Below are 26395 nucleotides of genomic sequence, written 5' to 3'. Positions count from 1 at the left end.
GACGGTGCTCAACTCCCCGGCCCGGCCTGCGACTCAGCCCATGAGTCGGGCCTGGTGCGCCAGCAGCGCAGCCTGCACCCGGCTGCTGCACCCCGTCTTTCCCAGGATCGATCCGACGTGGCACTTGACCGTCCCCACCCCGATGCCGAGCCGTGTGCCGATCTCCAGGTTCGACAGCCCCTCGCCCAGCATGACCAGCACCTCCCGCTCCCGGTCCGTCAGTCCCGCCACCCTGGGGTCGGGGGAGCCGGTGCCGCCGCTGAGCATCCGCCGGATGACGACCCCGGTGACGCCGGGCGAGAGCACGGCGTCACCCGCGGCCGCGGCCCGTACCGCGCTGATCAGCTCCTGCGGCCCCCCGTCCTTGAGGAGGAAGCCGGTGGCGCCTGCCTGTAGGGCGCGGGTGACGTTCTCCTCGTCGCCGAAGGTGGAGAGCATGACGACCTGCGGCGCGGGGTCCAGGGCGATGAGCGGTGCGACGGCCGCGAGCCCGTCAAGTACGGGCATGCGGACGTCGAGGAGCACCACATCGGGCCGGTGCTCGGTGGCGAGCCGGACGGCCTCGGCACCGTTGGCCGCCGCGCCCACCACGTCGATGCCGTCGGCGTGCCGGAGGATCAGCGCGATGGCGTGCCGGATCAGCTCCTCGTCGTCGGCGAGCAGTACCCGGATCGCGGAACCCGGCCCGGAGCCCGCGGAGTTGATCTGATCAGTCATGCATCCTGCTCTCATGGGGCGGTTCGGTCACGATGGGGACCGTGAAACGGTCGATTGCGATCAAGGTGTCGGACCGGAAGCAGTAACGGACGAGCTCCATCCGCCCGCCTTTGCGCTTCCCGCCCGCGTACGGATACATGCAGTCCGTGGCGGAAGCCGGCCGCGGCGGCTCGCGCCCGGCGGCGGCCGCGCGCGACGCGTCGTCGTCCGGTGCCACGGCGCGCTCCACCTGCCCCCTCGTCATCCCCAACCGGGGCTTTTCGGGGCTCTGATAGGCGAGCTCATAGCGCGAATGGTCCACCAGCAAGACCGCGAACAGCATCATCACGCCCACCCCCGCCAGGCCGAGCAGCCCGATGACGGCGCCGGCAACGCGCCGCTGGAGGACCGAGAGCCTGCTGCGGGACTCGTCGACGGAGGCCGATCCGCTGTCGTCCGGCGCCGCGTCCGCCGTCTCCGCGCCGGGCCCCGGGGTAGCGGGGATCTCGGCAGCCACGGCGAAGCCGCCACCGGACGTCCGCCCGGCCTCCAAGCTGCCACCGAGCAGCGTCACCCGCTCCCTCAACCCGGTCAGCCCGCGCCCCGAGCCGAGCCCGGTCACGGCAGCGGGCCGCGTGGGCGGAACGCCATTGCGCACCCGCACCGCCACCCGCTGGTCGGTGTGGCGGACCGCGACCGTCACATGGGCCTCGGCCGCGTACCGGTGGACGTTGGTGAGCGACTCGCGCACCACGCGGTGGACCGCTCGCCGTACTTGGGCCGGCCGGGCGTCGAGATCGGGCCCCTCCCAGGAGAACGCGACGGGGACGCCGCCGCTGCGCGACTCCTCGACCAGCGCCTCGATGTCCGCGCGGGTGCCCGTCGCGTCGGTCAGCGCGCCGGTGCCGGTGTCGCTCCCCAGTGGGCCGAGGACCCCCAGCGCCTCCCGCAGCTCCTGCATGGCGTCGCGGGTGGCACGGCGCACCACAGCGGCCTCGTCCCGCAGTTCGGGTGCCTCCTTGAGGAGAGCCATCTCCAGCCCGCCCGCATGCAGGGAGACCAGGCTCAGCCGGTGCCCGACCAGATCGTGCATCTCCGCGGCGATACGCGACCGTTCGCGCATCCGCGACTCGCTGTCCGCCAGCCGCCGCGCCTCCTCGGCGGCGGCCGCGCGCTCCCGCAATGCCCGCAGCAGCCGGTCCTGCTGCCCTCCGGCGGTACCGGCCAGCCCCGGCAGCACGACCGTGGTGACGGCGAACACCGCACCCAGCGCAAGGCCGAAGAGCCTGCTGCCCATCTCCAGCTCGGGGGTGAACGCCGCGCAGGTCAGCATCGTCAGGGCGGCCGCCCCGAGCAGCACCCCGATCCGCCGCCGCGGTGTTCTCGTCTGCCGGGCCGCGGTGTAGGCAGCCACCGCGGTCAGCAGCGCCACGGCGGGCACCACCCCCATCAGCGCGGCCAGCCCGGCCACACAAGCCACCGGGAACCGGCGCCGCACCAGCACCAGTGCGATGCCGATGAGTCCCAGGGCCGACGCGCCGCCCTCCAGCCTGCCGTCGATCGTCGACACGCCCTCGTGGACGAGCAGCACCAGGGCCCCGGCCAGGAGCGCCTCGCCCGCCGCCCGCCACAGCAGCCACCGCCCTTGCTCCCCGGGCCCCGCAAAGAAGCTTCGGGTAGGACGGTTTTCGGCCACAGGTGGGGTGCTGGACGACATAACGCCGATTATCGGAGGCCTCGCATGAGGTTCCCCTGCTCCTTGAGGGCGAGCCGCCTCTGACCAAAGACAGAGGCCCTACGAAAGAGAGAGCCCTGGCGAGAGGCAGAGGAACGGGTACGGGAAGGGTGGGCTGGGGTGGGGGTGGGGTCAAAGGAATGGGGGGTGGGGGAACTTCCGCACCCCCTCCTGGGCTGCCAGCCGCGTCCTGTGCTGTCAGCCGCGTCCGGTGAACTTCTGTCCGACGCCGAGCCCGCGCAGGTTGGCGAGGACCTGGGGGTCCTGGGCGTCGAGCCAGTCGCACAGCTGGCGGAAGGAGACCATCCGGACGTCCTCGTGCTTCTCGTCGGCGATGTGCTTGAACGCCTCCTCGACGGCGTCCATGTAGATGCCGCCGTTCCACTGCTCGAAGTGGTTGCCTATGAAGAAGGGGGCCCGGTTCGTGTCGTACGCCCGCTGGAAGCCGGCTATGTAGGCGTCGGCGGCCTGCTTGCGCCAGCCCGGGTAGTTGGCGGGCGGGGCCTTGGTGGAGGCTTGCGACTGGTTGGCCATGATGTTGTAGTCCATCGAGAGCACCTCGAAGGAGTGGCCGGGGAACGGCATCTGCTGGAGCGGGAAGTCCCACAGGCCCTGCTTCTTGGTGGGCCAGACCTGGAGGCCGCCGGGCGAGCTGGCGTCGTAGCGCCAGCCGCGCTTGCGCGCCGTCGGCAGCAGGTTGCCCTGGCCCAGCAGACAGGGCGTACGGGCGCCGACGAGTTCCTTGCTGTAGTCGAAGGGCAGCGGTTCGAGGTCGGTGAAGCCGGTGTTGGTCCGCCACTTGGTGACGAAGTCCATGGCCTGCTCGATCTCGGAGTCCCACTGCGCCGGGGTCCAGTGGGCGACCGAGCCGCTGCCGGTGCCGCAGAAGTGGCCGTTGAAGTGGGTGCCTATCTCGTGGCCTTCCAGCCAGGCCGCGCGCAGGTTCTTCAGCGTCTCCCTGATGTGGTCATCGGTGAGATAGGGGATGTCGGAGGCGCCGACGCCATTGTTCGGCGGCCGGTACAGCCGCTTCTTCGACTCCGGCAGCAGATACAGCCCGGAGAGGAAGAAGGTCATCGAGGCATTGTGGTCGCGGGCCAGCTTGCGGAACCGCGGGAAGAGGCCATTTCCTACCTCGCCCGCCCCGTCCCAGGAGAACACCACGAACTGGGGCGGCTTCTGGCCGGGCGCCAGCCGCTCCGGCTTGGGCGGCTGCTTCGGCTGCTTTCCGGTGTACGCGGTCGAGCCGTCGCCGATCGGCTTGCTCTTCGCCGTCTTTCCGGGCTCGGTCCCGACCTTGCCGGATTCCGACGAACCCGGGGAGGAACAGCCGGCGACGGACAGTGCCGCCGCCGCTCCCACCCCGAGTCCGAGCATTCCCCGCCGACTGACATCACGCATAACGGTCCTCATCGCATTTATCGCCCTGAAGTGCCCCACTGGACGTCCAGAGAGAGGGGCTGGTGGACGCTGGGGTTCCGTTACGGCGGCGAAACTCACAAGGTGGACCGAGCGGCCACGGAGGGTCGTTGCCCGGTCACCGATGAGCCGGAATCGACGCAGGTCACATCCACTTCGGGGTGCGGGGTGCGGGGTGCGGGGTGCGGGGTGCGGGGTTGCGTGGGTGCGGCGTGGGTGTAGTGGCACGGTGTACACGGGCAGCGGGCAGCGCGCCGCATGAGACTGCGCAGCGGCCGGCGTCGTCAGCCGGTGTCCCTCCCCGCCGCCGTCCGCCCCACCGTCAGGGCGAGCCTGCGTACCCTGCGCCAATTCATCGGCGGCTTCGCGCGCGGCGTGCCGGGACGGTTGCTGGGCAGTCGTACGCGCAGGGCGCCCGGTTCGATCCAGCAGCGTACGGGGGTGGGCACGGTCAGGGCCTCGCCGTCGACACCGACCGGGATGACGGGGGCATCGGCGTTGACGACCACCTCTTGGACGGTGAGCGAGGTCAGCCCCGGCCCATGGCTGCCGCGCAGCATCGAGGCCGCCTGGACCGCGTTGTCGACCGTCACACCGAGCACTCCCAGGACGCCGGAGTCCAGCCGTTCCCGGTACCCCAGTCCCGCGGGATCTCCCATCCGGTAGGGGTTGTTGCTCACCAGGACGGCTTGGGGCGCGTCGACGGTCACATCGCCGGTCCGCACCTGGAGGCGCGGGCCGCTGTGGTGGGTCAGCAGGTCCGGCAACATCTGAAGGGTGGTACGGGCTTTGTCGTCGCGATAGGCCGGGCTTTGCACCACGGTCGCGTACGCGCCGAAGGAGGCGTTGTTGACGAAGACGCGCCCCCGGCCTTCCGCCGCGGGCTGCCCCACGTCGATGAAGCCCAGGTCTATGCGCAGCTCGACCCCGTCGGTGAGCGCCTCAAGACAGGCCGAGGGATCCTCCCGGTCGAGGCCGAGGTCCATGGCGAAATGGTTGCGGGTTCCGGCGCAGATGACGACGAACGGAACGTCGCGCGCCGCCGCTACGGCCGCGACCAGAGCCTGCGTACCGTCGCCGCCCGCGACACCGAGCAGATCGGCGCCGTCGTCGACGGCCCGCCGCGCCAGCTCTGCCACGTCCTGCGGCTGCGCGGGATCCAGCTCGACGACCTCGGCGCCGAGCGCCCTGGCCTGGTCCGCCAGCTGGAATCGGCCGACCTTCCCGCCGCCCGAGCGCGGATTCATGATGAGGAAGGGGCGTCTCGGAGGAGCGACCGGGCGTTCCGGCTGGGGCGCCGGTTCGGTCTTCTGTGGCACCAGTGCCGTTCTGCCCGTGAAGACCGCAAGCGTCCACAGGGCGAGCGAGACGAGCACTACCCACAGCAGCCCGGCAACCGCGTAGAGCACCAGAACGACGACCGGTGTGGCGGTCGCCAGCAGGAAAGCGAGCACCCTGATCACACCCGTGCGCGCGAGCACCCACCACAGTCCGGCCGCCGTGGCGGCCAGCCCGGCCAGCCCCACGCCCACCAGCACGATGCTCCGCAGCCCGGCGAACACCAGCAGGACCAGCAGCGCCGCCGTCCCCGCCGCCAGCGCCAGACGTGCGGCCCATCGCCTGTCCACGCGCATCCGCCTCCCGCCGGTTCCGCTGCCGCTCCCTCCTCCATTGCACAGGTGCGGGCGGCGGAGCGCATCACCTGGCGCGGGCGGGCGCTCCCCGGGACTCGGTGCCAGGGCCTGCCGGCCCGCGCTCGGCCTCGGCACGGCACGGCACGGTCGGACAGCCAGGACTCACATCCAGGGCTCACATCCAGGGCTCGCGTCACCACGGTGCGCCCGCGTGCATGATGGTGCCCTCCTGACTCATTCATTGCGGCGAAAGGGCGTGTGGCGCAGATGCGGTGGAATCGGCGGAGGCAAGCGAACGGCACGGCATCGTTACCCGTCATAGCCTTCCTGACGCTTTCCCTGGGTGCCGCCTGCGTGGTCGGGGCCCAGGCCCAGCCGGCGGTCGCGAGCGGGTCCCTCCCTGCCGGGGCCGGCGCGGCGGGGGCCGTGGAGGCCGCCGGACCGGTGACGCCTCCGGCCCGTACACCGGGGCCCGGCACACCCACGACCGCGCACCTCAGGATCAGCGAGGGGCAGGTCGGCGAGGTCGGGCCCGGTGGAACCCTCATCTACCCGAGCGTGACCAGCTGTCTGACGGTGACCGTCCGGCTCCAGGACGGCGGAAAGGTGGGCGCGCACGCCAGCTTGTTCCAGGTGCCGGGGGAGTACCGGTCGGACCGGATCCTCGCTGCGGTCAAGCAGCGGATCGGGGCGCGGGAGGTCCGCGCGGTGGAGGTCAGAGGCGCCGTCGGTGCCTGGCATCCGAGCTACTTCACCAAGGCGATCGAGAGTTACGCAGAGGGCGAGCAGGTGCCCGTACCCACTGAGCCCGACCCGGGCGGCCTGGCCAGGGTGGTGGCGGACGCACTCGGGGAGCCGCGGGGAAAGGTGACCGTCGAGGATCTGCCCGACGGCGACCAAACGGTGGACTGAGCCGGGCGGCCTCCGCCGCGCACCAGGCGCAGAGGACGCCGACGGCTCACTTCCCAGCGGGTGACGGGGCGGCCAGCAGCCGGGCGGCACCGACCTGGTGCAGATGCACGACGATGTCGTGCGACCGCGCGAGCGCGATCTGGAACTCCGTCCCGGGCCCGGGGTACTCCGTGCCGATGCTCCTGGTGGTACGTGCCGTGGCAAGCCAGGCGCGGGCCGCGGGCGGGGCGGTGCGCAGGTCCAGGACGTAGTCGCGGTGGCGCACCCGGTCAAGGGTGTACTCATTGCTGCCGGGTTTCGCGGGACCCACGGTGTGGGCCCGCACCCGTCCGTCGGCTCCGGTGGCGTTGAACGAGCCCCGGTCGAAGGTCATGCTGATGCTCACATAGCGTGCGCCCAACTTGCCGCGCAGGAAGCTGCCTTGGACCTTGGGGTAGTGCTTCGGGTCGTAGGTCCGCAGCGCGACATGACCGTCATGAGCCGACAGCATCACCTTGTCCCCGGTGTGCTGCTGCCACCAGGCCACGTTGTCCGCCATGACCGCGTCGCGGTAGCGCATGCCCGCCGCGGCCTGCTGTGGGTCGTCGAAGTCGAAGGCGTACCCCCGGGCCGTCTGGTCGATGGCGGTGGCGTGCTGTACGGCCCAGGCATGCGCCTCCCCTGCCTCCCTCGCGGTCCCGGCGCCGGGCCGCTGCCGCTTGAGCAGGTCCAGCGCGCGCCCGGTCCTGTCGGCTATCTCCTTCCGCTCGGCCAGCGGCCGCTTCAGATAGCCGTTCACATGGGCGTCGACGCCGGTCGTGGGCCGCAGACCGCGGTAGAGCTCGGCGAAGCGCGGGAGCAGCGTCGGATGCGCCTTGGCCACATGGCCGGTCACCCGGTCATAGAGTTCCGGACCGGCGTACCCGAAGTCATCGCCCATGAACTGGACCGGATCGTGCGGATGCCGGCTGTTGTAACTGCGCATCCATGTCAGCAGGTTCAGGTAATCGGTGTTGTTCCACCAGGAGTAGATGCTCTGGAACTCCTCGCGCATGATCCGCCGTGGATCGCCCTTGCCGTGCAGCACATAGTCGTTGAGCCGCAGTCCGGTGCTCCAGCTTCCCTCCAGTGCGAAGCTGCGGAAGCCCTTCTCCTCCACGAGGTAGCGGAAGACCCGGTGCTTCATGGCGAAGAATTCATGCGAACTGTGGGTGGCCTCGCCCAGGCCCACCACCCGTGCGTCCTTCACCATGCGGCCGACCGGACGCAGATCGTCCATGTTCCCCTGGGGCTCGGTGGTGCGCAGCGGGTGCGCGTCGCGTTCCAGGGCGGGGACCGGCGACTCTGCCGGGGACGGGGGAGCGGCGGCGACCACCGTGCCGAGCGAAAGGAGCAATGCGAGGAGGGCCGACCTGTGTTGTCTCATGCCACAAGACTTCCTGTCGGCGGGCACGGCGACCATACGCCCCACCCCCCAACCGTCGGTGGGGCTGCCCCCACCGACCGGCTTCCGGTTTGCCCGTCCATAGCTGGCGAATTCGGTTCGTCTCCGAGGCGGGGGCGTGCAACGATCGTGATCATGAGCAAGATGGGGGAGACACCGATCGGCGTCACGCTGATCGGGGAGGGCAGCGCGCCCGGTGCGGTCGCGGCGGTCACCGGCGGACGGGTTGCGGTCGATACGGGTGACCGGGTTGAGGTGTACGAGCAGCGGGCGTTCCTCGCCGGCGCGCGCTCTGTGTCGTATGGCCTGCCTCTCCCTCCGCAGGCCAAGGCGACCTTGGCGCCCGACGGCGGCTTCATCGTGGCCGAGGGCGCGGCGGTCCGTGCCGTGGACGCCGATGGCAGCACCAGATGGCGGCTGCCGCATGACCCCTGGCACGGCGGGAACCGAGCGCCCCGAGCGCCCGGCTTCCCGGCGGTCAGCCCGGACGGCAAGCTGGTCAGCGTACTCACCCCGACCCTCGTCGAAGACGACTCCCGGGCGGTACTGGTCTACGACGAGCCGCACTGCAGCTACGGACGCGACACGTTGCTCATCCTCGACGCGGCGTCCGGCGCGATCCGCGGACGCCGACCGGTCGCTTCCGTCGCCTCCGGCCTGACCCAGCATTGGCATCCCGATGGCGCGACTCTCGTCGTGTCGTGCTGGACGGCTTGGTACAGCTGGTCGACCTGGTGGCTTGATCCGCATACCGACGATATGGCTGTCCGCGGGGGAACGACGATGCGGGAGGTGAGGGGCTCGCTGCCCGCGTCGGCTCAGGTGCTGACGATACGGCGCGCCGAGAGCATCGCCTACCAGGACGACCGCGACGAACTCGCTCTGCACGATGCGACCACGGGCGACCAGGTTGCGCTGTTCGACCTCGAGGAGCTCGGCGCCGACCCTGACTCCGACGAGTTCGACGACGCTTACGTGCTCGATTCGGAGCATGTGCTGGTCACGGGCAAGGTGTACCTGCAGGGACGTCCCCCGGAGATCCACCATTGGCTGTTCGCGGCCGTGACACTCCAACCACTCGGCCGGCTGCAATACCCGGGATCGGTCAGCAGGGACGTGACCCCGCTCGGCGACGGCACCTGGCTCACCCGGGACGGCGGGCAACTCCGCCACTGGGCACTCGCCTGACAGCCGTACAGGCGGTGTGGGTGTGCACCGGCCGGCCAGGGGCGGGGGACTCCCGTCAGCCGCACTGCCAGGTGAACATCGCGCGGTCGAAGCGTCGTTCGGCCAGGTCTTCGGGGCGTATGAGCCAGTAGAGGGCACCGCAGTCGCCCCACATCATGTCCGCATCGTCATCGGAATCGATCTGAGCGAGCAGCACCCAGCGGAGGGCCTCCTCCTTGATGCGGGGGTCGTCCCAGGGCGGGCTGCCCAGGGCGCCCCGGGCGACCTCGGTCTCCACCTCGTCCTGCACCGGGTGCGCATGGCCACCGATGCGGTGCTCCGTGCCTTCGAAGTGGTCCCACAGGGCCTCCTGGAAGTCGTCGTCCCACACCGGATGGTCGTCCGGCATCGGCGCGAACTCCCGGTAGACCACCGGGTGCCAGAGGTACGGCGCCGTCGTCTCCACACGCGCCGTCAGCGGGACCTCCGGGTACGGCTGCATCGTCTCCGGCGCCGTCCGCTCGGCGACGGCGACCCCCGCAGGGACGTACAGCACGCGCGCTCCCGCCCAGCTGTCGGGCTCATCGGGCGCAACCACTGCACAGCCGTCGTCCAATTGCCCGTCGAAGTAGAAGAAGGCCAGCGTGCCGTCTGCGGGCATGGTGATGTCGAGGGCGGCAGAGGGGAGCGCGGCACAGTCGAGCGAAGCGACGAAGGAGAGCGGACCATGCCCCTCCCACACCGGCCACTCCTCGTTCTCCGGCAGCTCCGGCAGACCGCCGAGCCGGCCGACGACCGGAGCCGTACCCGTGGCCTTCTCCAAGCGCAGCCCCGGCCGCAGCAGGCCGATCCAGCGCTCGGCGATCTCGTGGGGCAGGTGCTCGCGGGCGAGTGTGTGCAGCGTGTCGGCAGTGCTCTGTGTCATGAGAACGATGATGCACGGGACCACTGACAACGAGCCGTCCCCCGGGGTGTCTTCCCGATCTCCGTCGGCCGGGGAGAAACCCCCTAGGCGTCGTCCGCGCCGTCGTCGGGGACCCAGCGCAGCACATCGCCGGGCTGACAGTCGAGTGTGCGGCAGATCGCGTCAAGTGTCGTGAACCGCACCGCCTTCGCACGACCGTTCTTCAGCACGGCGATATTGGCAGGAGTGATGCCGACCGCATCGGCGAACTCGCCCACCGACAGGCCGCGTTTGGCGAGCTGGAGGTCGAGGTCGACGATGATCGCCATCAGACCACCTCGGCGATCTCGGTCTGCAACTCCGTCGCCTTGTGCAAGAGGCTTCGCATGATGACGATGAGCATCACGAACGAGGCCCCTACGCCGACACTCGCGGTCGCGGCGGCCAGTGCGCCGAGGACCTCCATGCCGTCGTCGGGTGAGGGGATGTCGGTGAGGGCCAGATGCCCGGTGATCCCGATCGCCAGCAGCGTCGCCACGATCGATGACCCGATGATGGTGTCGACCCACCGGAAGGCCCTCGGGGTGAAGATCGCATCACGTTCGACCATGGTGAGCAGCATCCACACTGCGGCGAGCGCGACTTGGACACAGGCGATCCCGACGATCGCCACCGTCACGTAGGGCGCGGCGAAGGGGGCGTAGGGAGGGAAGTGGTCGACTTCATCAGCTGCCGTCGTCGGAATGACCACGATCTGACCGAAGAGGCCGAACAAGATCACTGCGACGATGCCAGCCCGGAGTGCGGCGATGAACAAACGATGCATGTATCGATTATCGATTGGTTTCGATCGAAAATCAATCGATCCGCCCCGACGGTCGGTCCCTGGCGTGCTCCGGGGGCCTGGGCGGGAGCTGCCGGAGTAGCGCGAACGGGCCGTGGCCCCGCGTCAGGGAGAGGGACGCAGCGCCCGGACTCAGTGCTCTGTGGTGGCCTCGGTCATGCCCAACCCATCTCGGTGTAGAGGCGCCCCGCCCGGATTCCGTCGATCGCGGCGCGGGTGTAGGGCACGAGCGGCTCCGGGAGCGCCTCCGGCCGCCACCAGCACCAGTTGACGCACTTGTCGGGCTCGAGAATCTCCGGCGTGCCCGTCCAGCGCCGGGCGCGGAAGACCATCTGCATGCGTGGCTGTGTGCCGGGCGCGTCGACGAGATGGACGGCGTGCACATACTCGACGTCGCCGGGGTCGATCAGCAGGCCAGCTTCCTCCAGGGCTTCTCGGACGAGGCAGGCGACGGCGGACTCCTGTTCGCAGTGGCCGGCCAGGAAGTGCCATGTCTCCCCCGCGTAGGCGGAGTCGGGGTGGCGTAGCCCGAGCAGGACCTCGCCATGGGCGTTCTCCAGGTAGAGATGGACGCCGATGACGTTCAACACGGCTTTCCCGTCCGAGGACGGCGCCGATGGGTCGCGCGGGTGCGGAGTCCGGCGGGCGGTGGTGACAGCGCCGGTTACCGTCGCCGGCGCAGCGGATCCGTAGTGGCCGGCGTGGAGCAGCTCGGCGTGGCGGCGAACCAGCTCGCGGGTCGTAGGGGCCATCCTCAGGCGCGGCAAGACCTCCGGCCGGAACCAGTGCAGCATGACGCCTTCGGTCAAGTTCAAGGCCGTGGGGTCACCGGCCCAGTGACCGGCGAAGATCTGGATGGGGACGCTCGTGCCGTCGCTGCCCTTGGCCTCCTCCACCGTGAAGGGCACGAGGTCGGGGACGTCGAGGCCCGCCTCCTCTCGCAGTTCGCGCCGGATCGTGTCCTCCAGGGAGCGGTCGCCCGGTTCACGGCCGCCGCCTAGCAGGGACCACGATCCCGGCTCCCAGATACCGGGAATCTCGTCCCGAAGGTGCAGCAGGTACTCGCCGGCCCCGTTGTAGATCAGCGCCGATGCGTTCGCCCGCCGGAGCTCTGGCGGCAGTGCAGAGCCGAGCTGTGACGTCTCGTCGTTCACTGGTGCACCGTCCCGGGTTCGGAGTCGGATACGCGCATGCGGCCTGGTGGCCGGCTGGCGCGGTCACGAGCACAGGTGCCCTGAAGAACGGTCCGTTCCCCTCCCCGTAACGGGTGGTGAGGGCCAGAGGCCGTGGAGGCATTTTCCGTTAGGCAGTGTCTCTCCGGTCATGAGCAGCCCAGATGAGGAGGCCGGCCGACATTACTGAGATTGGCGTGTGCGGGTCAGAGAAAGTGCCCGCTGGCGAGGTAGGGCGCCGGAACAGGCATGCCCCGGACAGCGATATAGCCTTTCTGGCCGATGCCGAGACGTGCGGCCAGGCCGACATCGATCGCCCACTCGTTGGGGCTGGTGATGCAGTTGACCAAGGTTGTTCCCTGTGACGAGGCCAGGGCTTCCCACAACAGTTTCTGCGCGGTCTCCGGGTCCGAGGCGGCCAGCAGTGACGCCCGTCCCCGGTCGTCGAAGTAGGCATATCCCGGCCTCGCTCTGTCCCGGCATACGACCAGCCGCAGGGTGTCGAGCATGTAGCCGTGGTCCGGGCCGTGGCCCGCAACACGCAGGTCCTGGTCCAGCTGGTCCATCCACTCGAAGTCGTCAGCTTGGCCCTCCTGGAGACCGTCGACCATGGGGAGCGTGGACCGGTCCACGGTGCCGACCATCCGCATCTGCGGATGGAGCGAGAAGTCCGCCATCCGATACCGACGTGTGGCACCGGGGTGGACACTGGACGAGAAGATGCCAGGGCGCCCGTCAGCGTGGGCGAGGGCGGCGTCCAACAGTCGTTTGCCGATGCCCTGTCCTTGATAACTGGGCAGCACCCCATACGTGGCGAGGAACCACAGACCTCCGCGGTTCTGCGAGAAGGCGAACCCCACTGCTCTGCCGGCGCCGGCTTCCTCGTCAGCCGCGACCCAGCACCCGCCCGGATCAACGCTCAGGTAGAAGCGCATCCGGTCGATCCACTGCTTCGAGGCCGCCGCCGACCGCGGCTCGGCCTCCGGATCGCTGACCCGTCTGGTAGTTCGCTCTGCCTCGAAGAACGTCACCGCTGAAGCTCGCTCCGCCGAAGGGAGATCGTCCTCTTGCATCGGCCTGACCTGCACAGAGTCCATCATTTCAGCGTAGGGATTGGCCAGGCCAGGACGCATTCGATTTTCCAGCTGGGAGTATCTGCTCGATCAGCTAACTCGTTGTTCAGTGCATGCTCAGCAGGGGTGACCTGACCGACAAGGAATGGAAAGTGCTGGAGCCGCTGCTGCCCGAGGGTAATAACCGGTACGGCCGGTGGCGGGACCACCGGCAGCTGATCTATGGGATCAGTCACCGGCTCAGCAACGGCTGTCAGTGGCGCAAGCTGCCCGAACGCTTCGGCCCCTGCCAGACCGTCCACAAGCGGCACTTGCTGTGGTCGGCCGACGGGACTTGGGAGAGGCTGCTCAGACACGTCCAGGCCATAGCCGACGCCGCAGGCGATATCGACTGGGATATCAATGTCGACTCCACCTCGATTCGCGCCCACCAGCATGCCGCCGGGGCACGCTTCGCCGGCGGGTGACCGCGGCGACGAACAAGGTCGAGTCGTTCAACCGGTTCTCCCAGCGGGTCGGCTTCGGCAACCAGGGCGTCCTCGCCGACAACGACCCCATCGAGCAGGAGAAGGCGATGAAGTTCAACGCTCTGCTCACCAACGCGGTCATTTTTCACAACGCCCTGGACATCGCGGAGATCGTCCGCCAGCTCCTGGAGGAGGACTGGGAGATCGACCCGGAGGACCTGGCCCACATCTCGCCGTACCTGACCGAGCACATCCGCCGCTTCGGCGAGTACTCCACCCACGAACTCGGACTTCAACCCGAGGCGTACGACCCGCACCTGGACGTCGACTTCAGCCCGCTGCGCGACGACGACCCGCCAGCCCCGGACGGCTACGGCCAAGCGGCCTGATCAGGCGAAGTCGGGCGGCGAGCTGTCAGGGATGTCGGCCATGGCTCGGTCACGAACTCTCGCTGGCGGAACTCGGACGGACTGGCCTCCTGCGAGCTCGTCGAGGAGCTTTCGCAGCCTGTCCCTCTCGGACTCGATCGCCGAGAGGCAGCGTGGGCCAGCTCGATGCTGATGGCGCCGTGCAAGTGGACATCGACGCCGTCCCGGTGCGCGACGGGGATGCCGCGCAGGGCGCGGGCGAGCTGGACGACGGTGGCGAAGACGGGTAGGTGCCGGTCCATTCAGTCGTGGGCGGTCCGGCCGGAGTCACCTCCTGTGCCTCCGGCCGGACCGGCCTGTTCTTCGGCCTGGGGGCTAGCCCCGGGGCCCGAATGCTACCGGTCACCGTGTGTAGAGCTGTGCGATGGCTGGTCGCGCTCGCACCCGGCGCCACGGACGAGCCACGGGTAGGCGCGGACGTGAGCGGCGGCCTCTGTCGAGCGTCTCTGTGGATGAGGGCCGGATGTGAGGGCCCGGCTAAGCTTCGCTCCGCTTCTTCAGGCGGCTGCCGCGTGGAAGGGTGACGGACATGATGTCGCTGGGGGCGTCCAGTGCGATGCGGTGCCATCGCCCGCGCGGGACGATGACCGCCGTTCCCGCCGCCAGCTTGATCTCCTCCTCCTTCTCGCCCGGCTGCTGCGGGCGGAAGCAGAGACGTATCCCGCCGCTGAGGCAGGACACGACTTCGTCCGCGGCGGAGTGGACTTCCCAGTGGTCGGCGTGGACGTCGGCGTCGGTCTCCACATGGAAGGTCATCAACTGCCAGCCGTCCCGCTCGGGGTCGAACACGGGTTGTGCGGCGCGCACCTGGCCGCCTTGGTCAAGGTGGATGAAGGAGGCGAAGAGATCGATCGGGGCAACGGTCATGCCGACACATCCATTCTGCGGTCATCGTTCATCTGGTCAGGTGTAGGGCTTGGGGCCAGCCTGGTTGGCCCGGCCGCCTACGAGGCCAGGGCTCGGCGAGCTGCCGCTGCGACACCTCAGCGGACAGGACCGCCTGCGAGCCGTGGAACGTGCCGGGCCACTGGTGCAGCCCGACCGGGACGCCCGCCTGCAGCAGACGCAGTGCGTAGTCGATGCCTTCGTCGCGCAGCGGGGCGAACTCTGCGGTGGCGATGTAGGCCGGTGGCAGGCTGGACAGATCGGCGGCCGGGCCGCGGCCTCCCCAGCCCGGTCAGCGGTACATCGCCACGCGGTACAGAGCCGCAAGCGCGTCGTCGATGGGATGGGGCTGCGGCTTGCCGGAGGAGTCGAACCCGTTCCACCTCTGCAGGTTCACCGCGACCGCCATCTGCCGCTTGCCGTCGGCACGGGTCATGGCCAGCGCTCCACCACCCCAGACCGTGCCACCATGGCCCCAGAAGATGCCCTGCCCGGGACCCTCCATCGGGTACAGGCCGAGGCCGTAGTCGATCGTCTTTCCCTCCTGGGAGACGACCGGGACAGTGCGTTGCATCTGCGCCAGCGACGACGGACTGACGATCTCCCCGGCCAGCAGCATGCCGAAGAAGCGATTGAGGTCGGTGACGGTCGATATCAGCGAGGCAGAAGGGCCCGCGTATGACATGTCGAAGACGCTGTAGTCGCGCGGCGGGTCGATCATGCCGAACCATGCCTCGTAGAGCTGCGAGTGCGGGCCTTCGACGTACGGGCCGGCGGGGAATCCGGTGTCCCGGAGCCCGGCGTGCTCGATGACGTTCCGGGTGATGCATAACTCGGCCGTTGTGCCGCTCACCTCTTCCAGGAGTTGGGCGAGGAGCAGGTAGTTGGTGTTGGAGTACACCCCCGGAGTGCCGCCCGGGGTGCCGACGGCAGGTGCGGTGACCCCCATCTCGATCAGTTCGGCGGGGTCGAACCGCGTATGCCGGTGATCGTCCAGGCTCTGCGGCCTGGTATCCGCGGCGACGGGGAACGCCTTGAGGGAGGGGTAGGCGTACGGGAGGTACTCGGCGAGGCCGCTGGTGTGGTTGATCAGCATCCGGACCGTGATCGCGTCACCGCGTTCTCCGGGAACCAGCTTCGGAAGGTACCGGCCGATCGGTGTGTCGAGACCGATCTGACCGCTCTCGACCTGTTGCAGGACCGCTGCGGCGGTGAAGGTCTTGGTGATGCTGCCGACTCGGTGCCGCATGTCGGCGGTGACGGGACGGCCGGTGGCGACATCGGCGACCCCGGCGGCACCGCGCCAGACCTGGTCACCGTCTCGCACCTCGGCGAACAGGCCCGGTAGCCCGGCGCGGTGGACGTCTTCGAGGGCTGCGTTCAGCGCCGCGGAATCCAGTGGGCTCTTCACGTCATGCGTCCTTTCGTGTTCCCCGGGGTGAGCTCCGCATCGGTCGCTGACCCGGACAACAGGGCACGAGTGGCATGCCGGCCCGCCCGGCATACTCATGTCCTCATTATGCACGCGGCGCGTGCATCGCCAAGTGCATAGGTTAGACTGAGTCCGACGAGAGGGGCGAAATGACAGGTCGAAAGCGTTGGTCGACCGAGGAAATCCTGGATGTAGCAGTGGAGTTGCTGCGCACAGGCGACACAGAGTCGTTCAGCGTGCGCAAGCTCGCCGCGACCCTTGGGACCGATTCCTCCAGCCTCTACCGGCACTTCCGCAGCAAGACGGAACTGCTGCGTGCGGTCGCCGACCGGATCCTCCTGGCTTCCATGGACGGCTACCGCCCCGAGGGCGACTGGAAGCAGCGCATCACCGCCCTGGCCCTGCGCGTGAGGGAGGCGTTCGGCCGGCAGCCCCAGCTCGCCGCGGTCTGGGGACGGTACGCGTCAGGCGGCGCCGGTTCCCGGCTGGTCGTGGAAGAGGTGCTGCAGGCCCTGCGTGCGTCGGGACTGCCCGACGAGGAGATCCCGGCGCGCTACCACCGGCTCGCGGTCCTCATCGCCGCGCTGATCGCCTCCGAGGCCGGAGTCAGCACCATCACTTCGGAAGAGTACGAACAGGGCATGGAGCTCTTCCGTGTCACGGTACTCGGCGCCGACCCCGAACGCTTCCCCGCCCTGGCCTCCTTCGCCCGCGACGTCCGCCCCCTGGGGGTGGATCGCCGCGCCGCGTTCGAAGAGATCCTCGCCGCCCACCTCGCCCACATCGAGGCCGCAATCTGCCCGAGCTAGCCGATCGGCTCGTGAGTGTCGGCAAACGATCCTTTGAAGACAGGGCGGCAGCGTGCCCAATGAACCCGTGTGATCCGGGGGTTCGCGGCGGCTCGAATCAAATCAGATCCGACGGTGATTGATGACAGGGTTTGACGACGGATGGGGTCCATTCCTCCGTACGAAAGGGGCCCCTCGGTGGCGAACCTGATCTACAAGCGTGTCTCGACCGACCAGCAGTCGACCGCCCGGCAGAACCTCGTCCTGGGCGAGGCCGGGATCGAGGACCCGATCGTCTTCGAGGAAGAGGCCGGCACCTCCAGCCGCTGCTCGGGCTCGATGCGGTCGGCGGCCGCCGGTATGTCTTCGCCCTCGCGGAGCCGCCCCATGGGTTCGTTGGTCAGGGACCGATCCCGCGAAGACCGATATCACGGCACAACACACAAGTGAAGAAGGTGAGGCGGCCTGCCCTGGATGCGGGACCCAGATCGCGGGCACCGGGTGGCACAGCACACGACGCCGGGAGGGCGGCCGCCGGGGGCCAGCGCCTTCTGGGGCATCGCCATCAAAGCCGCAGCCCAGGCGTCACTCTCGCCGAAAGGTGACACTGCGCGGGCCGTCGCCGGGACCACGTGCGGAGTCGTGAGGGCGGTCGGCGCAAGGCCTCTCCGAGGTGCCATCCGGTCCCTGCTGTCCGGAACCGTATGCGGTTTCGGTGAGCAGTAGGGCGATGTCGTCGGCCCGGTACGAGGAGCGCCGGGCGTTGTGCAGCAGCCGGCCGGCGAGTTCGTCCAGTGAGTCCGAGCGGGCGTGTGCCAGGGAGGCGCGGAGGCGGTCGATTCCCACGTCGATGTCGGCCCCGGGTTCCTCGACCAGGCCGTCCGTGTAGAGGGCGAGGACGGATCCCGGCGGGAGGGCGATCCGGGTTCCGGGGTAGGCGCTTGCGCGTTCCACGCCGAGGAGGGGGCCGACGTCGAGGTCAAGGACATCGGTCGTCCCGTCGGGGCGGCGGAGCAGGGGTGGGGGGTGCCCGGCGGTGACGGCCTGGGCGTGGTGGGTGCGGGGTTCGAGGTGGATGCAGCAGCAGCTGGCCAGCAGCCCGGAGTCGAGGTCGATGAGGGTGCGGTTCACGCCCGCCATCACCTCGCCCGGTGTATGACCCACGGCCGTGAAGGACCGTACCGCGCTGCGTAGTTGGGCCATGGTGGCCGCGGCGGCGATGCTGTGCCCCTGCACGTCTCCGATGATGAGCGAGACCCCGTTGGTTGTGGGGATGACGTCGTACCAGTCGCCGCCGATGTCCATGCCACTGGTGCCGGGCAGATAGCGCGCAACGGTGCGGATGCCCGGGATGGCCGGCAGTCGGTGCGGCAGGAGCGCCTGCTGCAGGCCGCGCGCGATGGCGAACTCCGAGTCGTAGAGCTGTGCCCGTTCCAAGGCCTGGCCGATCAGCCCGGCGAGAGCGGTGAGGACGCCGCGGTCCCTCTCCGTGAACTGATGGGTCGTGTCGAAGCCCAGAACGCAGATGCCGACGGGGTGGCTGGAGGCGATCAAGGGCAGATACACCCAGGAGCTCACCTCGCCCGTGGGGATGTCCGGGTAGTCCTGGGAGAGGTCCTGCCGCGATTCGATGAAGAGCGGAGCGCCGGATGTGAGGGCCTCCGTACCGGGCAGCCGGGCGTGCAGCGGTGCGCCCTCCAGCCAGTCGAGGAAGTCTTCGTGGTGCCCGGTGTGAAAGAGCAGATGCATCGTTTTGTTGCGGACCACGTAGATCGCAAGCTGCTGGCCTCCGAACGCGGGTACTAGCTGGTCGGAGACGACTTCGCAGACTTCGCGGGTGGTGACCGCCTCGGTCAGCGCGCTGCCGAGCTGCAGGACGTGGTGCATGACGCCCAGGCGCGTCGGTGTGGCGGCAGTCGGCGACTCGGTGGAAGAGGCGGAGGAGGCGGAGGGCGTCGAGGTCGAGGGCGGCTGGCCGAGGGGCACCACGCGGCCCGTCACTCCATCCGCTTCCGGATGGAGGGAGAAGGCGAGCCAGCGGTCGGGCGAGGGACAGGCAAGGAAGGAGGCCGGCGCCTGCGCGATCATCGCCGACCGGTGGCGGGACTCGACATCGGGATCGGACAGCCAGGGCAGTACGTCCCAGAGGATCCGGCCCAGCAGCTCGTCGCCGGAGACGTCCAGCAACTGCAGAGCGCTGTGGTTGGCGTAGGTGACCCGCCCGTCAGGGGCGAGGGAGAACAGCCCGTCCCGCAGCCGTTCGACCGCCGCGAGGGCCGTGCTGCCGGCCCGGGCGTCGACGATCGCGCCGACCAGGTGGGTGCGTGGCTCCGCGTCGTCGGCTTCCGGTACGCGGCCCCACAGCTCGACCGTGCGGTACCCGTCGCCGCCGTACCTGTGATCCCGTATGCGCAGGCGTCGCGAAGTGGTCCGGCTCCCCGAAGCTGCCTCGCCGGCCCCGAACCGGAAGGCAGCAAGATCGCCCGGGTGGAGGGAGGCATGCAGGGTTTTGGCCTGTCCATCGAACGTACGAGGGTCGAGGCCGAAGATCGTGCAGAACTCGTCGTCCACGGAGATCATGCCGGAGATGAGGTCCCAGTCGAACAGGCCGACCCGCACGGCCGGTGCCGAGGGAGCGGGGTTCTCGACAGGGATCGTTTCGGGGGCGCATTCAACTGGATCGCCGATACGGGTCCGTAGGGCGGCGAGAGAGGCCCCGAGCCGGTTGGCGATGGTCCGTACGTGGCGGCGCTGGGCCTTGGAAAGCCCTGCGCCGCCGGGTGACGCCGCCCAGATGATCGCCAGCGAACCGAAGGTCTCCCCACCTGCGCCCACCGGCACGGAGCAGGAGCCGAAGGCGTACGGCAGAGCCACCGCGAGCTGGGGATAGCGGCGCATGGTCTCCTCTGCGTCGGCCAGGTGGACCGTGCGCCCGGAGGTGTACGCCGTGGCGACCGGGATGGGACTGCTCACCGGAATGAGGCGCCAGCCACCGAGCAGGGAGGGCGGCACCCCGCAGGTCGCGGCGAGCACGATCGACCGGCGGTCGCGGGAGCGGAGAAAGACGCTCCCCGCGTACGCGCTGGTTCCTTCGACGGCTTCGACGACGGCTGCGGCGAGCAGCTCCTCGCGCTCCGCCGTGGTGCCGACGGTTATCCCGCGCATACCTCCAGTGTGCGCAGGTCGGGCCACCCGGCACAGGGCGGCAACTCAGCGAGAGGCGCCGATTACGGTTCGCAGGACCTGGATGTGTAACTGGCGGAGCACGCGACGGATAAGGAATTAGTCGAAGGGTTATCCCTGGGCGACTAATTCCATCGATCTCTGGTTGTCTCGCAATGGAATCGGTAGGATTTGGGTGGTGTGAGTGATCAACGGCGCTCGCATCGGTGACTACCTTGGCGGGGGAGGGGAGGAAGCCCGGGCTTTGCCCCCACCGGGCGGGACGCGCCCCGCGTCCCGCGCCCCGCTCCCCGTGTCGCCGCCGGGGCAACGCGCCTGCTGGGCAGGGACCTTCGTATCAGGGACCTTCGTATCAGGGATCGTCGCCTCAAGGGCCTCGTCTTCGGCACACGTTCCGGCCACCGGACCACACGTCACCCATCGACACCAACGTAAGGCCCCGCCATGAGCCATCCCACGCCCGGTCGGCCCCTGTCGCAGACGGACTGCACACGGCACCAGCGACTGCGAGAGCAAGGCAGCCTCGACCGGAGCGACCTCGACGCCATCCTCAAGGCCGGCTTCGTCTGTCACCTCGGAGTGACCGTCGACAGCAACCTGCTGGTCATACCCACCGTTTACGGCACGGACGGCGCCACGCTGTACTTCCATGGATCGGTAGCCAGCCGCAGCCTGGTCGCCTCACCCGACGCGAGCGTGTGTGTCACCGTGACGCACGTCGACGGCCTGGTCTTGGCCCGGTCCGTCTTCGAGCACGGGGTCAACTACCGCAGCGCCATGATCTTCGGCATTCCCCGGCTGGTCACGGACCCAGAGGAGAAGTGGACGGGCCTTCGTTGCCTCACCGAACAGGCGACCCCTGGCCAGTGGGACTACGCGCGGCAGCCCAGCCGCAAGGAACTCGCCGCCACTTCCTTGCTGGCACTCTCCCTCGACGAGGCATCCGTGAAGATCCGCACCGGTGCCCCGGACGACGGTGACACCCCCGACGCCGAACTCGGGCTGTGGGCCGGTGTCCTCCCCCTCCAAGCCCACTGGGGTGACCTGGAGCCCGATCCAGCCCTCTCCGCACACATCAAGACACCACCCCACCTCGCGAACCGCCAGGGTGTTTCCGCCTTCGGTAGCTGATGCTTGGCGGACTGTGCTTGAGGGCTGAGGGCTGAGGGCTGCGGGGGGGGGGGGGAGCATCGATGCCCGGCGACTCAGGCCTCGTTCCCTTGGCATCGATCCCCGGCACGCCGAGCGCCCATTCCGCGAGCTGGTTCCTCCGCAGACGTCCCCTTGGGGCGCCGGCCTCAGTCGTGGCTGCCCTGACCGCTCAGTCGAAAGTGCCGGCCAGGTAGGCGTTGCGGGTTCTGATGAGGTGGGGCATGTACCGGCTCAGGAGGATTCTGTCGACGAAACGTCCGACAGGCCCCAGCGGTGAGGCGAAGTCGATGACGTCTCTCATCACGGTGCCACCGTCGCCGTCCGGCTCGAAGTGGTGGGCGTGCCGCCATCGCTTGAAGGGCCCGGACTCCTGCTCGTCCACGAAACGTCGAGGCCGGTCGTATGCGGTGATGCGGGCCTTGAGCCGCCAGGTCAGACCGAAATGACGAGCCCGGAAGGTCACTGTGTCACCGAGAGCCAGCTCGCCCCGAGTCTTGCCACCCACCGCTCGCTCCGACGAAGCGGCCATGGAACGGGTGTGCGCCTGCACATCCAGGCATACCGCGAACACCTGGTCCGGGGGTGCGGCGACGGCTGTCACGACCTCAAAATTCGGCACGAGTTCATCGTAGGCATCGGGCAGTGGCTTCCTGCCACGGGGTCGTTGGTGTGGCGGATGTTGAGCGGGACGAGGATTGCGCCGAGGGGTGCCCGCCGCGTCGGACAGTGAGCGGCCCAGCGGCCCAGCGGCCCGGAGGTCGCGGCGCCTGCGGCGCAGCCATGACAGCAGCGGCGGCGACGTGATGGACTGGACTGCGATCCGGGGCCGCGCCCCGGGACAACTGGTGCTCGAATAAATGCTGGTGACGTGTCATCAGCTCCAAAGCGGTCGTCGGGCGCCGATATGCAAATGGGGGTGGCTGTGTCGGCGGACGAGCACGTATCGCGGGCGAATGATGCGGACGCGCGCACTTCGCAAGAGCCCGATCAGGACAGGCCGCGGGCGTCTCAGCCGTCGGCGGCTGAGGAGCCGGAGTTATCGCGCCCCTCGCTGTCCCCGCTGCGGGACCGTACGCACTGGGTGACGCTGGTCTTGCTGCCGCTCGTCGGAGCTGTCGGCTTCTGGGCCGTGCAGGGACTGTGGGAGTGGGCCTGGAGTGCCATCAGCGGCCCGCCCGGTCTCACTGCCTTCGCTTCGCGGACCGTCGGGGGAGAGCACCTATATCTCGACCCAACGGAGGCCACGGATCCCGCTTCCGTGTGCAAGCGAGGCATCCCCGTCACCGCAGCGGGCAAGCCCGCGAGCCTTCCCATCACGCTGCAGGCCAAGACGGACGAGGCCATTATGGTCATCGGGGTCGAGGTCAACGTCGTATCCAGTGAACCGCCACCGAAGGGCGGGGCGGTAGCCGAGCCGAAAGGCTGCCCGGCTGCCCTCAAGGGCCGTGCCTTCGACGTCGATCTCACCCGTATCCCGTCACCCGTGGTGCCGGCTGCCGGCAAGGCCGGCGGCCACCAGGCCACGGACCTTCCCTTCACCGTCACCGCCGACGATCCTGAGCAGTTGAACCTCCGGCTCAGCCCGGGCGGCAAGGACGTACGGTTCACCGTGAAGATTGAGTGGGTGGCCGATGGCAAATACGGCAGCGTGACACTCAACGGTGACGATCGGGATCGTGAGCGCGACGGCTTCCGCGTGATGGGTCGGCCGCACTCTCCCTCAACTCCCGAAGGCAATTGAAGAGCTCCTTGAACCGGCCCAGGCCCGTTTCGGTGCCGGCGGCGGTGCCATCGGGCTCGTCGGAGCTCGTCGGATCGACGCCGTCCGGTCCCTGGCGGAGCCGTATCAAGTGTGGGGAGGACTCCGGGGGCGGGGTGATAACCCCGAGGCGTCGCCCTGAGGGCAACCCTGACCACGTCCCGGTGCCTTCCCTGATTTCCGTCTCTGGCGGTGGTGAACCCGGGTGGCCCGCTGTCAGGCTCGGTTGAGGGCAACCCCCGTGATCCATTTCGAAGACCCTCGGAAGGGGCTTGATGCAACCGCTCTTCAGGGCGCTCAGCGGAGTGCTCGCCGTTGGATTATTCGCCGGAGCGTCGGCACCGGGTGCGGAGGCGAATGCCGGCCCTCCCGGCAGAAGCACGACGACACAGGGCGCCATCGACTGGAAGCCGTGCCCCCAGAACGCCGCAGTGGAATGCGGGACTCTGCGCCTGCCCGTCGACTGGGCACGTCCGTCGGGCGAAGGGTTTGATCTTGCGGTGGCCCGTCGCAAGGCGACCGATCCGGATCGCCGGGTCGGTGTGCTGCTGGTCAACCCGGGTGGGCCGGGTGATTCAGGAGTGGACTTCGCTGTACGGCGTGCCAAGTCCCACTTCAGCGCGGAGATCCAGGCAAAGTTCGACATCATCGGTTTTGACCCCCGGGGTGTCGGGGGCAGTCAGCCGGTGAAGTGCTCGCAGAAGCTGCTGGACCAACGGCCGTCGGCCTACCCCCGCAATCAGGCGGAGTTCGATCGACTCGCCGATTTCAACCGCATCTTGCGCAAAGACTGCCGACGACACAGTGGTCCGGTCTTCGACCACACCGACACCTTGAGCGTCGTCCGGGACATGGACGCGATCCGTAGATCGCTGGGCGAGAAGAAGATCAACTACTTTGGTCACTCCTACGGCACGTTGATCGGTCAGCAGTACGCGGAGCAGTACGGCGACCGGATCCGGACCATGGCCCTCACCGCGAACGTCGACCACAGCCTCGGCGCCCGGGAGTTCCTGGTCTCCTCGGCCGCCACCACGGAGGACTCGTTCCACCAGTTCGTCGAGTGGTGTGACCGCACCAGCTCCTGCGCATTGCACGGCCGGGACGTCACCGCCGTATGGGACGGCCTGCTCGCCAGGGCGGACCGGGGAGAGATACGCGATCCGGAGAACCCGGACCAGCTTCTCACCGCAAACGCGATCGCACTCGTCGCCTTCAAAGCGTTCTACGGACCGGATGGGGAAAAGCTGGCCACATATATAGCGCAGCTGGATGCCCAGGAACCGAAGGATCATCCGCAGCAGTCTCAGCAGCCGCAACCGCGGGCCTCGCAGGGAAAGGAGGGACAGACGGCGGCGGAGCCGTTCCATGCGGTGTTCTGCCAGGACTGGCGGTTCCGGCCGAAGGACTACCGGGAGTTCGCCCGCCTGACCGAGGCCGAACTACGGGCTGCACCGCACATGCGCGGCTCACCCCGGGTTCACGCCGACGTGGCCGGCTGCGTCGGCTGGCCGAACGAGGTGAACAACCCGCAGCACCGTCTGCGCATCACCGAAGCACCCAAGATACTCATGCTGCATTCGCTGCACGACCCGGCGAACCACTACGCGTGGGCCACCAATGTGCACCGGCAGACCCGTAAGACGACGGTCCTGCTGCCGTACGAGGGCGCGGGACACAGTGTCTACGGCCGCAGTGACTGCACACGCGACGCCGTTGACGATTACCTCACGGAGCTGAAGACCCCGAGCGCGGGGAGCCGTTGTACCCCCGCCGCGTAGAACTGACCGCCGTGGCGTAGCGCACCGGCCCGACGCGGCGGACGTGGCGGACGACGGCCGACGGCGGCCGACGGCGGCCGAAGCCACGCGCCCGTGAGCCAGGCTCCCACGCACTGGTTCGCTCCTTCTGGGCCCAGTGCGGCAGGAACCGTCCACATCCCGGGCCGACACCAGCCGAGTGCCCACCATCCACCGTCAGTTCAGAGCCGAACTCATAGCCACCCACCGACACTTGCCCATCCCCCCCATCCGCCCAGCAGGCCGCCCCGGCAGCACATGCAGGGGCGGCCGCTGCCTCATCGGCCGTTGCCGGAAGAGTGTTCCTCCCGCGTGCGGCGGCTCAGGAGAGCATGTTGACCTTGTACTGCATGATCCGGTAGTTCTTCGGGTCGTACCACTGGCTGACGACGATGTGGAAGTTGCCGAACGTCGAGCCGGGGATGACGAATCCGCCGTACGGGCTCGCCACGAAGTTGGCCGCCTCCTGACCCGGGGTGCCGGGCAGGATCATCGTCTGCTCCAGCGTCCTGGTCAGGTCCGACGTCGGGAGCGGAAAGACCATCGCCCGGATCGACAGCGCGTTCATGTTCAGCCAGGTGAGGACGTACTTGCCGTCCATGGCGCGGAAGCAGATCTCGCCCCACTTCCGGGTGCCAAAGACGGTCGTCGGGGGCGCGCCCCACCGCCAGCCTCCGTCGGCGTAGCCCCACGGCTCGTACGCGTCCGCGTTGCCGAGGCTGTCCTTCCGTACCCGGTGCAGCAGCATCCCCGATTCCACGTCGCGGTTGAAGACCGTGGACAGGACATAGCAGTAGTCGCCCTCAGCCACCGCGTACGTCTTCTGCTGGAACTGGCCGCCGTGCAGGTCCCCCGGCCACTGGCACAGGTACTCCCAGGTCTCACCGTTGTCGGTGGAGCGCCAGAAGTCCGTGTGGTGGGTGTCGTAGATGACACCGCGCATGAGGTGCATGTACATCACGCCGTCGACGACGAACACATCGGACGGGATCGCCGTCGTGGCCTTGTCGCCGACCGGGCTGTGCGGCTCGTCGACCAGGCTGTTGGCGTGATTGCCGCCGACGCTGCCATCGATACGCAGGTTGTTCAGGTCCGCGCTGCTGGAGCGCAGGCCGACCGGGGCGCGCCAGTCATCGGCGGGCTCGCCCGGCTGCGGTACATGATCGCCGTTGAAGGTGTCGCCGCCGACGAACAGCATGGTGCCATTCGGGCACAACGCGGGGATGCCGAGGTCGGTCCACGGTGAGGCGAACGGGCCGGTCTCGGCCGGGCCGCTGAGGTTCTTCACCTTGGTCGCGAGCGTCGGGCTGGACGGGTCGTTGGGCCCACCGGCCATCGCCACCGTGGTACTGGAACCGACGACCCCCGCCCCCATGGCGACGCCGAGGCCGGCCTTGAGGAGTCTACGGCGGGAGTACCCGCCGGTCGTCGCGTCCTTCTCCTGCGGTAAACGTGTCATTCTGTCGATGCCTCTCAGAGTCGGCTCACTTGTACCGGAGACGCCCTCGGCGCCGCTTCCTTCG

At 68.9% G+C, this 26395-nt stretch carries 25 protein-coding genes; 9 read left to right on the top strand and 16 right to left on the bottom strand.

Features of this window, described 5'->3' with window-relative positions; genetic code table 11:
• Positions 1 to 33: 33 nt before the first annotated feature.
• The 4 genes from NUT86_RS02935 to NUT86_RS02920 all read right to left on the bottom strand — a co-directional run bounded on the left by NUT86_RS02935 (position 34) and on the right by NUT86_RS02920 (position 5484).
• Positions 34 to 717, bottom strand: a complete 684-nt coding sequence (locus tag NUT86_RS02935; RefSeq protein WP_159491482.1) for a response regulator — start codon at positions 715 to 717, stop codon at positions 34 to 36.
• A complete protein-coding gene (locus tag NUT86_RS02930; RefSeq protein WP_274733182.1) occupies positions 710 to 2413 on the bottom strand; it encodes a sensor histidine kinase in 1704 nt (567 codons plus the stop codon). The genes NUT86_RS02935 and NUT86_RS02930 overlap by 8 nt, the downstream gene beginning before the upstream one ends.
• A 216-nt stretch (positions 2414 to 2629) precedes the next feature.
• Positions 2630 to 3832 carry a hypothetical protein gene (locus NUT86_RS02925; RefSeq protein WP_274733180.1) on the bottom strand — a complete coding sequence of 401 codons (1203 nt, stop codon included), beginning with the start codon at positions 3830 to 3832 and terminating at the stop codon, positions 2630 to 2632.
• A gap of 302 nt (positions 3833 to 4134) precedes the next feature.
• On the bottom strand, positions 4135 to 5484 hold the full coding sequence (locus NUT86_RS02920) for a diacylglycerol/lipid kinase family protein (RefSeq protein ID WP_159491488.1): 1350 nt from the start codon (positions 5482 to 5484) through the stop codon (positions 4135 to 4137).
• 354 nt (positions 5485 to 5838) lie between these two features.
• Between NUT86_RS02920 and NUT86_RS02915 the strand changes: the two genes are divergently transcribed.
• Positions 5839 to 6396 carry a hypothetical protein gene (locus NUT86_RS02915; RefSeq protein ID WP_274733179.1) on the top strand — a complete coding sequence of 186 codons (558 nt, stop codon included), beginning with the start codon at positions 5839 to 5841 and terminating at the stop codon, positions 6394 to 6396.
• A 46-nt stretch (positions 6397 to 6442) separates the two neighbouring features.
• Here the strand turns inward: NUT86_RS02915 and NUT86_RS02910 are convergent, their stop codons facing one another.
• Positions 6443 to 7801 carry an erythromycin esterase family protein gene (locus tag NUT86_RS02910; RefSeq protein WP_274733178.1) on the bottom strand — a complete coding sequence of 453 codons (1359 nt, stop codon included), beginning with the start codon at positions 7799 to 7801 and terminating at the stop codon, positions 6443 to 6445.
• A 153-nt stretch (positions 7802 to 7954) separates the two neighbouring features.
• Here NUT86_RS02910 and NUT86_RS02905 point away from each other — a divergent pair, with 153 nt between their 5' ends.
• On the top strand, positions 7955 to 9007 hold the full coding sequence (locus NUT86_RS02905; RefSeq protein ID WP_274733176.1) for a hypothetical protein: 1053 nt from the start codon (positions 7955 to 7957) through the stop codon (positions 9005 to 9007).
• Positions 9008 to 9062: 55 nt separating this feature from the next.
• Here NUT86_RS02905 and NUT86_RS02900 read toward each other — a convergent pair whose 3' ends face one another.
• The 5 genes from NUT86_RS02900 to NUT86_RS02880 form a co-directional block, all read right to left on the bottom strand.
• Entirely contained in the window at positions 9063 to 9911 is an 849-nt protein-coding gene (locus NUT86_RS02900; RefSeq protein WP_274733174.1) for a YwqG family protein, read from the bottom strand.
• Positions 9912 to 9994: 83 nt separating this feature from the next.
• Complete coding sequence (locus NUT86_RS02895) at positions 9995 to 10219, bottom strand: helix-turn-helix domain-containing protein (RefSeq protein ID WP_148588351.1); 225 nt, start codon at positions 10217 to 10219, stop codon at positions 9995 to 9997.
• Positions 10219 to 10716 carry a DUF2975 domain-containing protein gene (locus NUT86_RS02890; RefSeq protein ID WP_109886947.1) on the bottom strand — a complete coding sequence of 166 codons (498 nt, stop codon included), beginning with the start codon at positions 10714 to 10716 and terminating at the stop codon, positions 10219 to 10221. Before NUT86_RS02890 ends, NUT86_RS02895 begins: the two co-directional genes overlap by 1 nt.
• A 173-nt stretch (positions 10717 to 10889) precedes the next feature.
• On the bottom strand, positions 10890 to 11888 hold the full coding sequence (locus NUT86_RS02885; protein WP_262370912.1) for an NUDIX domain-containing protein: 999 nt from the start codon (positions 11886 to 11888) through the stop codon (positions 10890 to 10892).
• A 224-nt stretch (positions 11889 to 12112) separates the two neighbouring features.
• Positions 12113 to 13003 carry a GNAT family N-acetyltransferase gene (locus tag NUT86_RS02880; RefSeq protein ID WP_274733169.1) on the bottom strand — a complete coding sequence of 297 codons (891 nt, stop codon included), beginning with the start codon at positions 13001 to 13003 and terminating at the stop codon, positions 12113 to 12115.
• Positions 13004 to 13092: 89 nt separating this feature from the next.
• Between NUT86_RS02880 and NUT86_RS02875 the strand changes: the two genes are divergently transcribed.
• Complete coding sequence (locus NUT86_RS02875; RefSeq protein ID WP_381845204.1) at positions 13093 to 13446, top strand: IS5 family transposase; 354 nt, start codon at positions 13093 to 13095, stop codon at positions 13444 to 13446.
• Positions 13443 to 13835: a Tn3 family transposase gene (locus NUT86_RS02870; protein WP_274733168.1), complete on the top strand. Its 393-nt coding sequence runs from the start codon at positions 13443 to 13445 to the stop codon at positions 13833 to 13835. The genes NUT86_RS02875 and NUT86_RS02870 overlap by 4 nt, the downstream gene beginning before the upstream one ends.
• A gap of 516 nt (positions 13836 to 14351) precedes the next feature.
• Here NUT86_RS02870 and NUT86_RS02865 read toward each other — a convergent pair.
• Genes NUT86_RS02865 through NUT86_RS02855 form a run of 3 tightly spaced genes read right to left on the bottom strand, consistent with a single transcriptional unit; the run spans position 14352 to position 16170 of the window.
• On the bottom strand, positions 14352 to 14741 hold the full coding sequence (locus NUT86_RS02865; protein WP_274733167.1) for a cupin domain-containing protein: 390 nt from the start codon (positions 14739 to 14741) through the stop codon (positions 14352 to 14354).
• A 28-nt stretch (positions 14742 to 14769) separates the two neighbouring features.
• Positions 14770 to 15018, bottom strand: coding sequence for an alpha/beta hydrolase fold domain-containing protein (locus NUT86_RS02860; protein ID WP_371874950.1), 249 nt, complete (start codon positions 15016 to 15018; stop codon positions 14770 to 14772).
• 33 nt (positions 15019 to 15051) lie between these two features.
• Positions 15052 to 16170 (bottom strand): serine hydrolase domain-containing protein, encoded by a 1119-nt coding sequence (locus NUT86_RS02855; RefSeq protein WP_229838273.1) that lies wholly within the window; start codon positions 16168 to 16170, stop codon positions 15052 to 15054.
• Positions 16171 to 16340: 170 nt separating this feature from the next.
• Between NUT86_RS02855 and NUT86_RS02850 the strand changes: the two genes are divergently transcribed.
• Both NUT86_RS02850 and NUT86_RS02845 read left to right on the top strand, forming a co-directional pair.
• On the top strand, positions 16341 to 17000 hold the full coding sequence (locus NUT86_RS02850; protein WP_109886935.1) for a TetR/AcrR family transcriptional regulator: 660 nt from the start codon (positions 16341 to 16343) through the stop codon (positions 16998 to 17000).
• Between the two features lie 177 nt (positions 17001 to 17177).
• Positions 17178 to 17429 (top strand): hypothetical protein, encoded by a 252-nt coding sequence (locus NUT86_RS02845; RefSeq protein WP_266437073.1) that lies wholly within the window; start codon positions 17178 to 17180, stop codon positions 17427 to 17429.
• A 135-nt stretch (positions 17430 to 17564) separates the two neighbouring features.
• Here NUT86_RS02845 and NUT86_RS02840 read toward each other — a convergent pair whose 3' ends face one another.
• Positions 17565 to 20144 carry a SpoIIE family protein phosphatase gene (locus NUT86_RS02840; protein WP_274733162.1) on the bottom strand — a complete coding sequence of 860 codons (2580 nt, stop codon included), beginning with the start codon at positions 20142 to 20144 and terminating at the stop codon, positions 17565 to 17567.
• Between the two features lie 462 nt (positions 20145 to 20606).
• Here NUT86_RS02840 and NUT86_RS02835 point away from each other — a divergent pair, with 462 nt between their 5' ends.
• Entirely contained in the window at positions 20607 to 21293 is a 687-nt protein-coding gene (locus tag NUT86_RS02835; protein ID WP_274733160.1) for a pyridoxamine 5'-phosphate oxidase family protein, read from the top strand.
• 190 nt (positions 21294 to 21483) lie between these two features.
• On the opposite strand, the gene NUT86_RS02830 is transcribed toward NUT86_RS02835, so the two are convergent.
• Complete coding sequence (locus NUT86_RS02830; protein ID WP_274733158.1) at positions 21484 to 21933, bottom strand: SRPBCC family protein; 450 nt, start codon at positions 21931 to 21933, stop codon at positions 21484 to 21486.
• Between the two features lie 462 nt (positions 21934 to 22395).
• Here NUT86_RS02830 and NUT86_RS02825 point away from each other — a divergent pair, with 462 nt between their 5' ends.
• Together NUT86_RS02825 and NUT86_RS02820 are read left to right on the top strand one after the other, a co-directional pair.
• Positions 22396 to 23055, top strand: a complete 660-nt coding sequence (locus NUT86_RS02825) for a hypothetical protein (RefSeq protein WP_159491506.1) — start codon at positions 22396 to 22398, stop codon at positions 23053 to 23055.
• A 293-nt stretch (positions 23056 to 23348) separates the two neighbouring features.
• A complete protein-coding gene (locus tag NUT86_RS02820) occupies positions 23349 to 24854 on the top strand; it encodes an alpha/beta fold hydrolase (protein WP_274733156.1) in 1506 nt (501 codons plus the stop codon).
• A gap of 340 nt (positions 24855 to 25194) precedes the next feature.
• Here NUT86_RS02820 and NUT86_RS02815 read toward each other — a convergent pair whose 3' ends face one another.
• Positions 25195 to 26331: a DUF4185 domain-containing protein gene (locus tag NUT86_RS02815; protein ID WP_274733155.1), complete on the bottom strand. Its 1137-nt coding sequence runs from the start codon at positions 26329 to 26331 to the stop codon at positions 25195 to 25197.
• Between the last annotated feature and the right edge of the window lie 64 nt (positions 26332 to 26395).

The sequence above is a fragment of the Streptomyces sp. G7(2002) genome, assembly GCF_028870195.1.
Classification (GTDB): domain Bacteria; phylum Actinomycetota; class Actinomycetes; order Streptomycetales; family Streptomycetaceae; genus Streptomyces; species Streptomyces nigrescens.
Note: the sequence above shows the minus strand (reverse complement) of the source record. Positions and strands in the feature narration are given on the sequence as shown.

Coding starts and splice junctions, on each gene's coding strand:
- NUT86_RS02815 (WP_274733155.1), bottom strand. CDS start 26,331: ATGACACGTTTACCGCAGGAGAAGGACGCGACGACCGGCGGGTACTCC.
- NUT86_RS02850 (WP_109886935.1), top strand. CDS start 16,341: ATGACAGGTCGAAAGCGTTGGTCGACCGAGGAAATCCTGGATGTAGCA.
- NUT86_RS02820 (WP_274733156.1), top strand. CDS start 23,349: ATGCAACCGCTCTTCAGGGCGCTCAGCGGAGTGCTCGCCGTTGGATTA.
- NUT86_RS02890 (WP_109886947.1), bottom strand. CDS start 10,716: ATGCATCGTTTGTTCATCGCCGCACTCCGGGCTGGCATCGTCGCAGTG.
- NUT86_RS02930 (WP_274733182.1), bottom strand. CDS start 2,413: ATGTCGTCCAGCACCCCACCTGTGGCCGAAAACCGTCCTACCCGAAGC.
- NUT86_RS02875 (WP_381845204.1), top strand. CDS start 13,093: ATGCTCAGCAGGGGTGACCTGACCGACAAGGAATGGAAAGTGCTGGAG.
- NUT86_RS02840 (WP_274733162.1), bottom strand. CDS start 20,144: ATGCGCGGGATAACCGTCGGCACCACGGCGGAGCGCGAGGAGCTGCTC.
- NUT86_RS02865 (WP_274733167.1), bottom strand. CDS start 14,741: ATGACCGTTGCCCCGATCGATCTCTTCGCCTCCTTCATCCACCTTGAC.
- NUT86_RS02880 (WP_274733169.1), bottom strand. CDS start 13,003: ATGGACTCTGTGCAGGTCAGGCCGATGCAAGAGGACGATCTCCCTTCG.
- NUT86_RS02905 (WP_274733176.1), top strand. CDS start 7,955: ATGAGCAAGATGGGGGAGACACCGATCGGCGTCACGCTGATCGGGGAG.
- NUT86_RS02935 (WP_159491482.1), bottom strand. CDS start 717: ATGACTGATCAGATCAACTCCGCGGGCTCCGGGCCGGGTTCCGCGATC.
- NUT86_RS02925 (WP_274733180.1), bottom strand. CDS start 3,832: ATGCGTGATGTCAGTCGGCGGGGAATGCTCGGACTCGGGGTGGGAGCG.
- NUT86_RS02910 (WP_274733178.1), bottom strand. CDS start 7,801: ATGAGACAACACAGGTCGGCCCTCCTCGCATTGCTCCTTTCGCTCGGC.
- NUT86_RS02835 (WP_274733160.1), top strand. CDS start 20,607: ATGAGCCATCCCACGCCCGGTCGGCCCCTGTCGCAGACGGACTGCACA.
- NUT86_RS02900 (WP_274733174.1), bottom strand. CDS start 9,911: ATGACACAGAGCACTGCCGACACGCTGCACACACTCGCCCGCGAGCAC.
- NUT86_RS02920 (WP_159491488.1), bottom strand. CDS start 5,484: ATGCGCGTGGACAGGCGATGGGCCGCACGTCTGGCGCTGGCGGCGGGG.
- NUT86_RS02895 (WP_148588351.1), bottom strand. CDS start 10,219: ATGGCGATCATCGTCGACCTCGACCTCCAGCTCGCCAAACGCGGCCTG.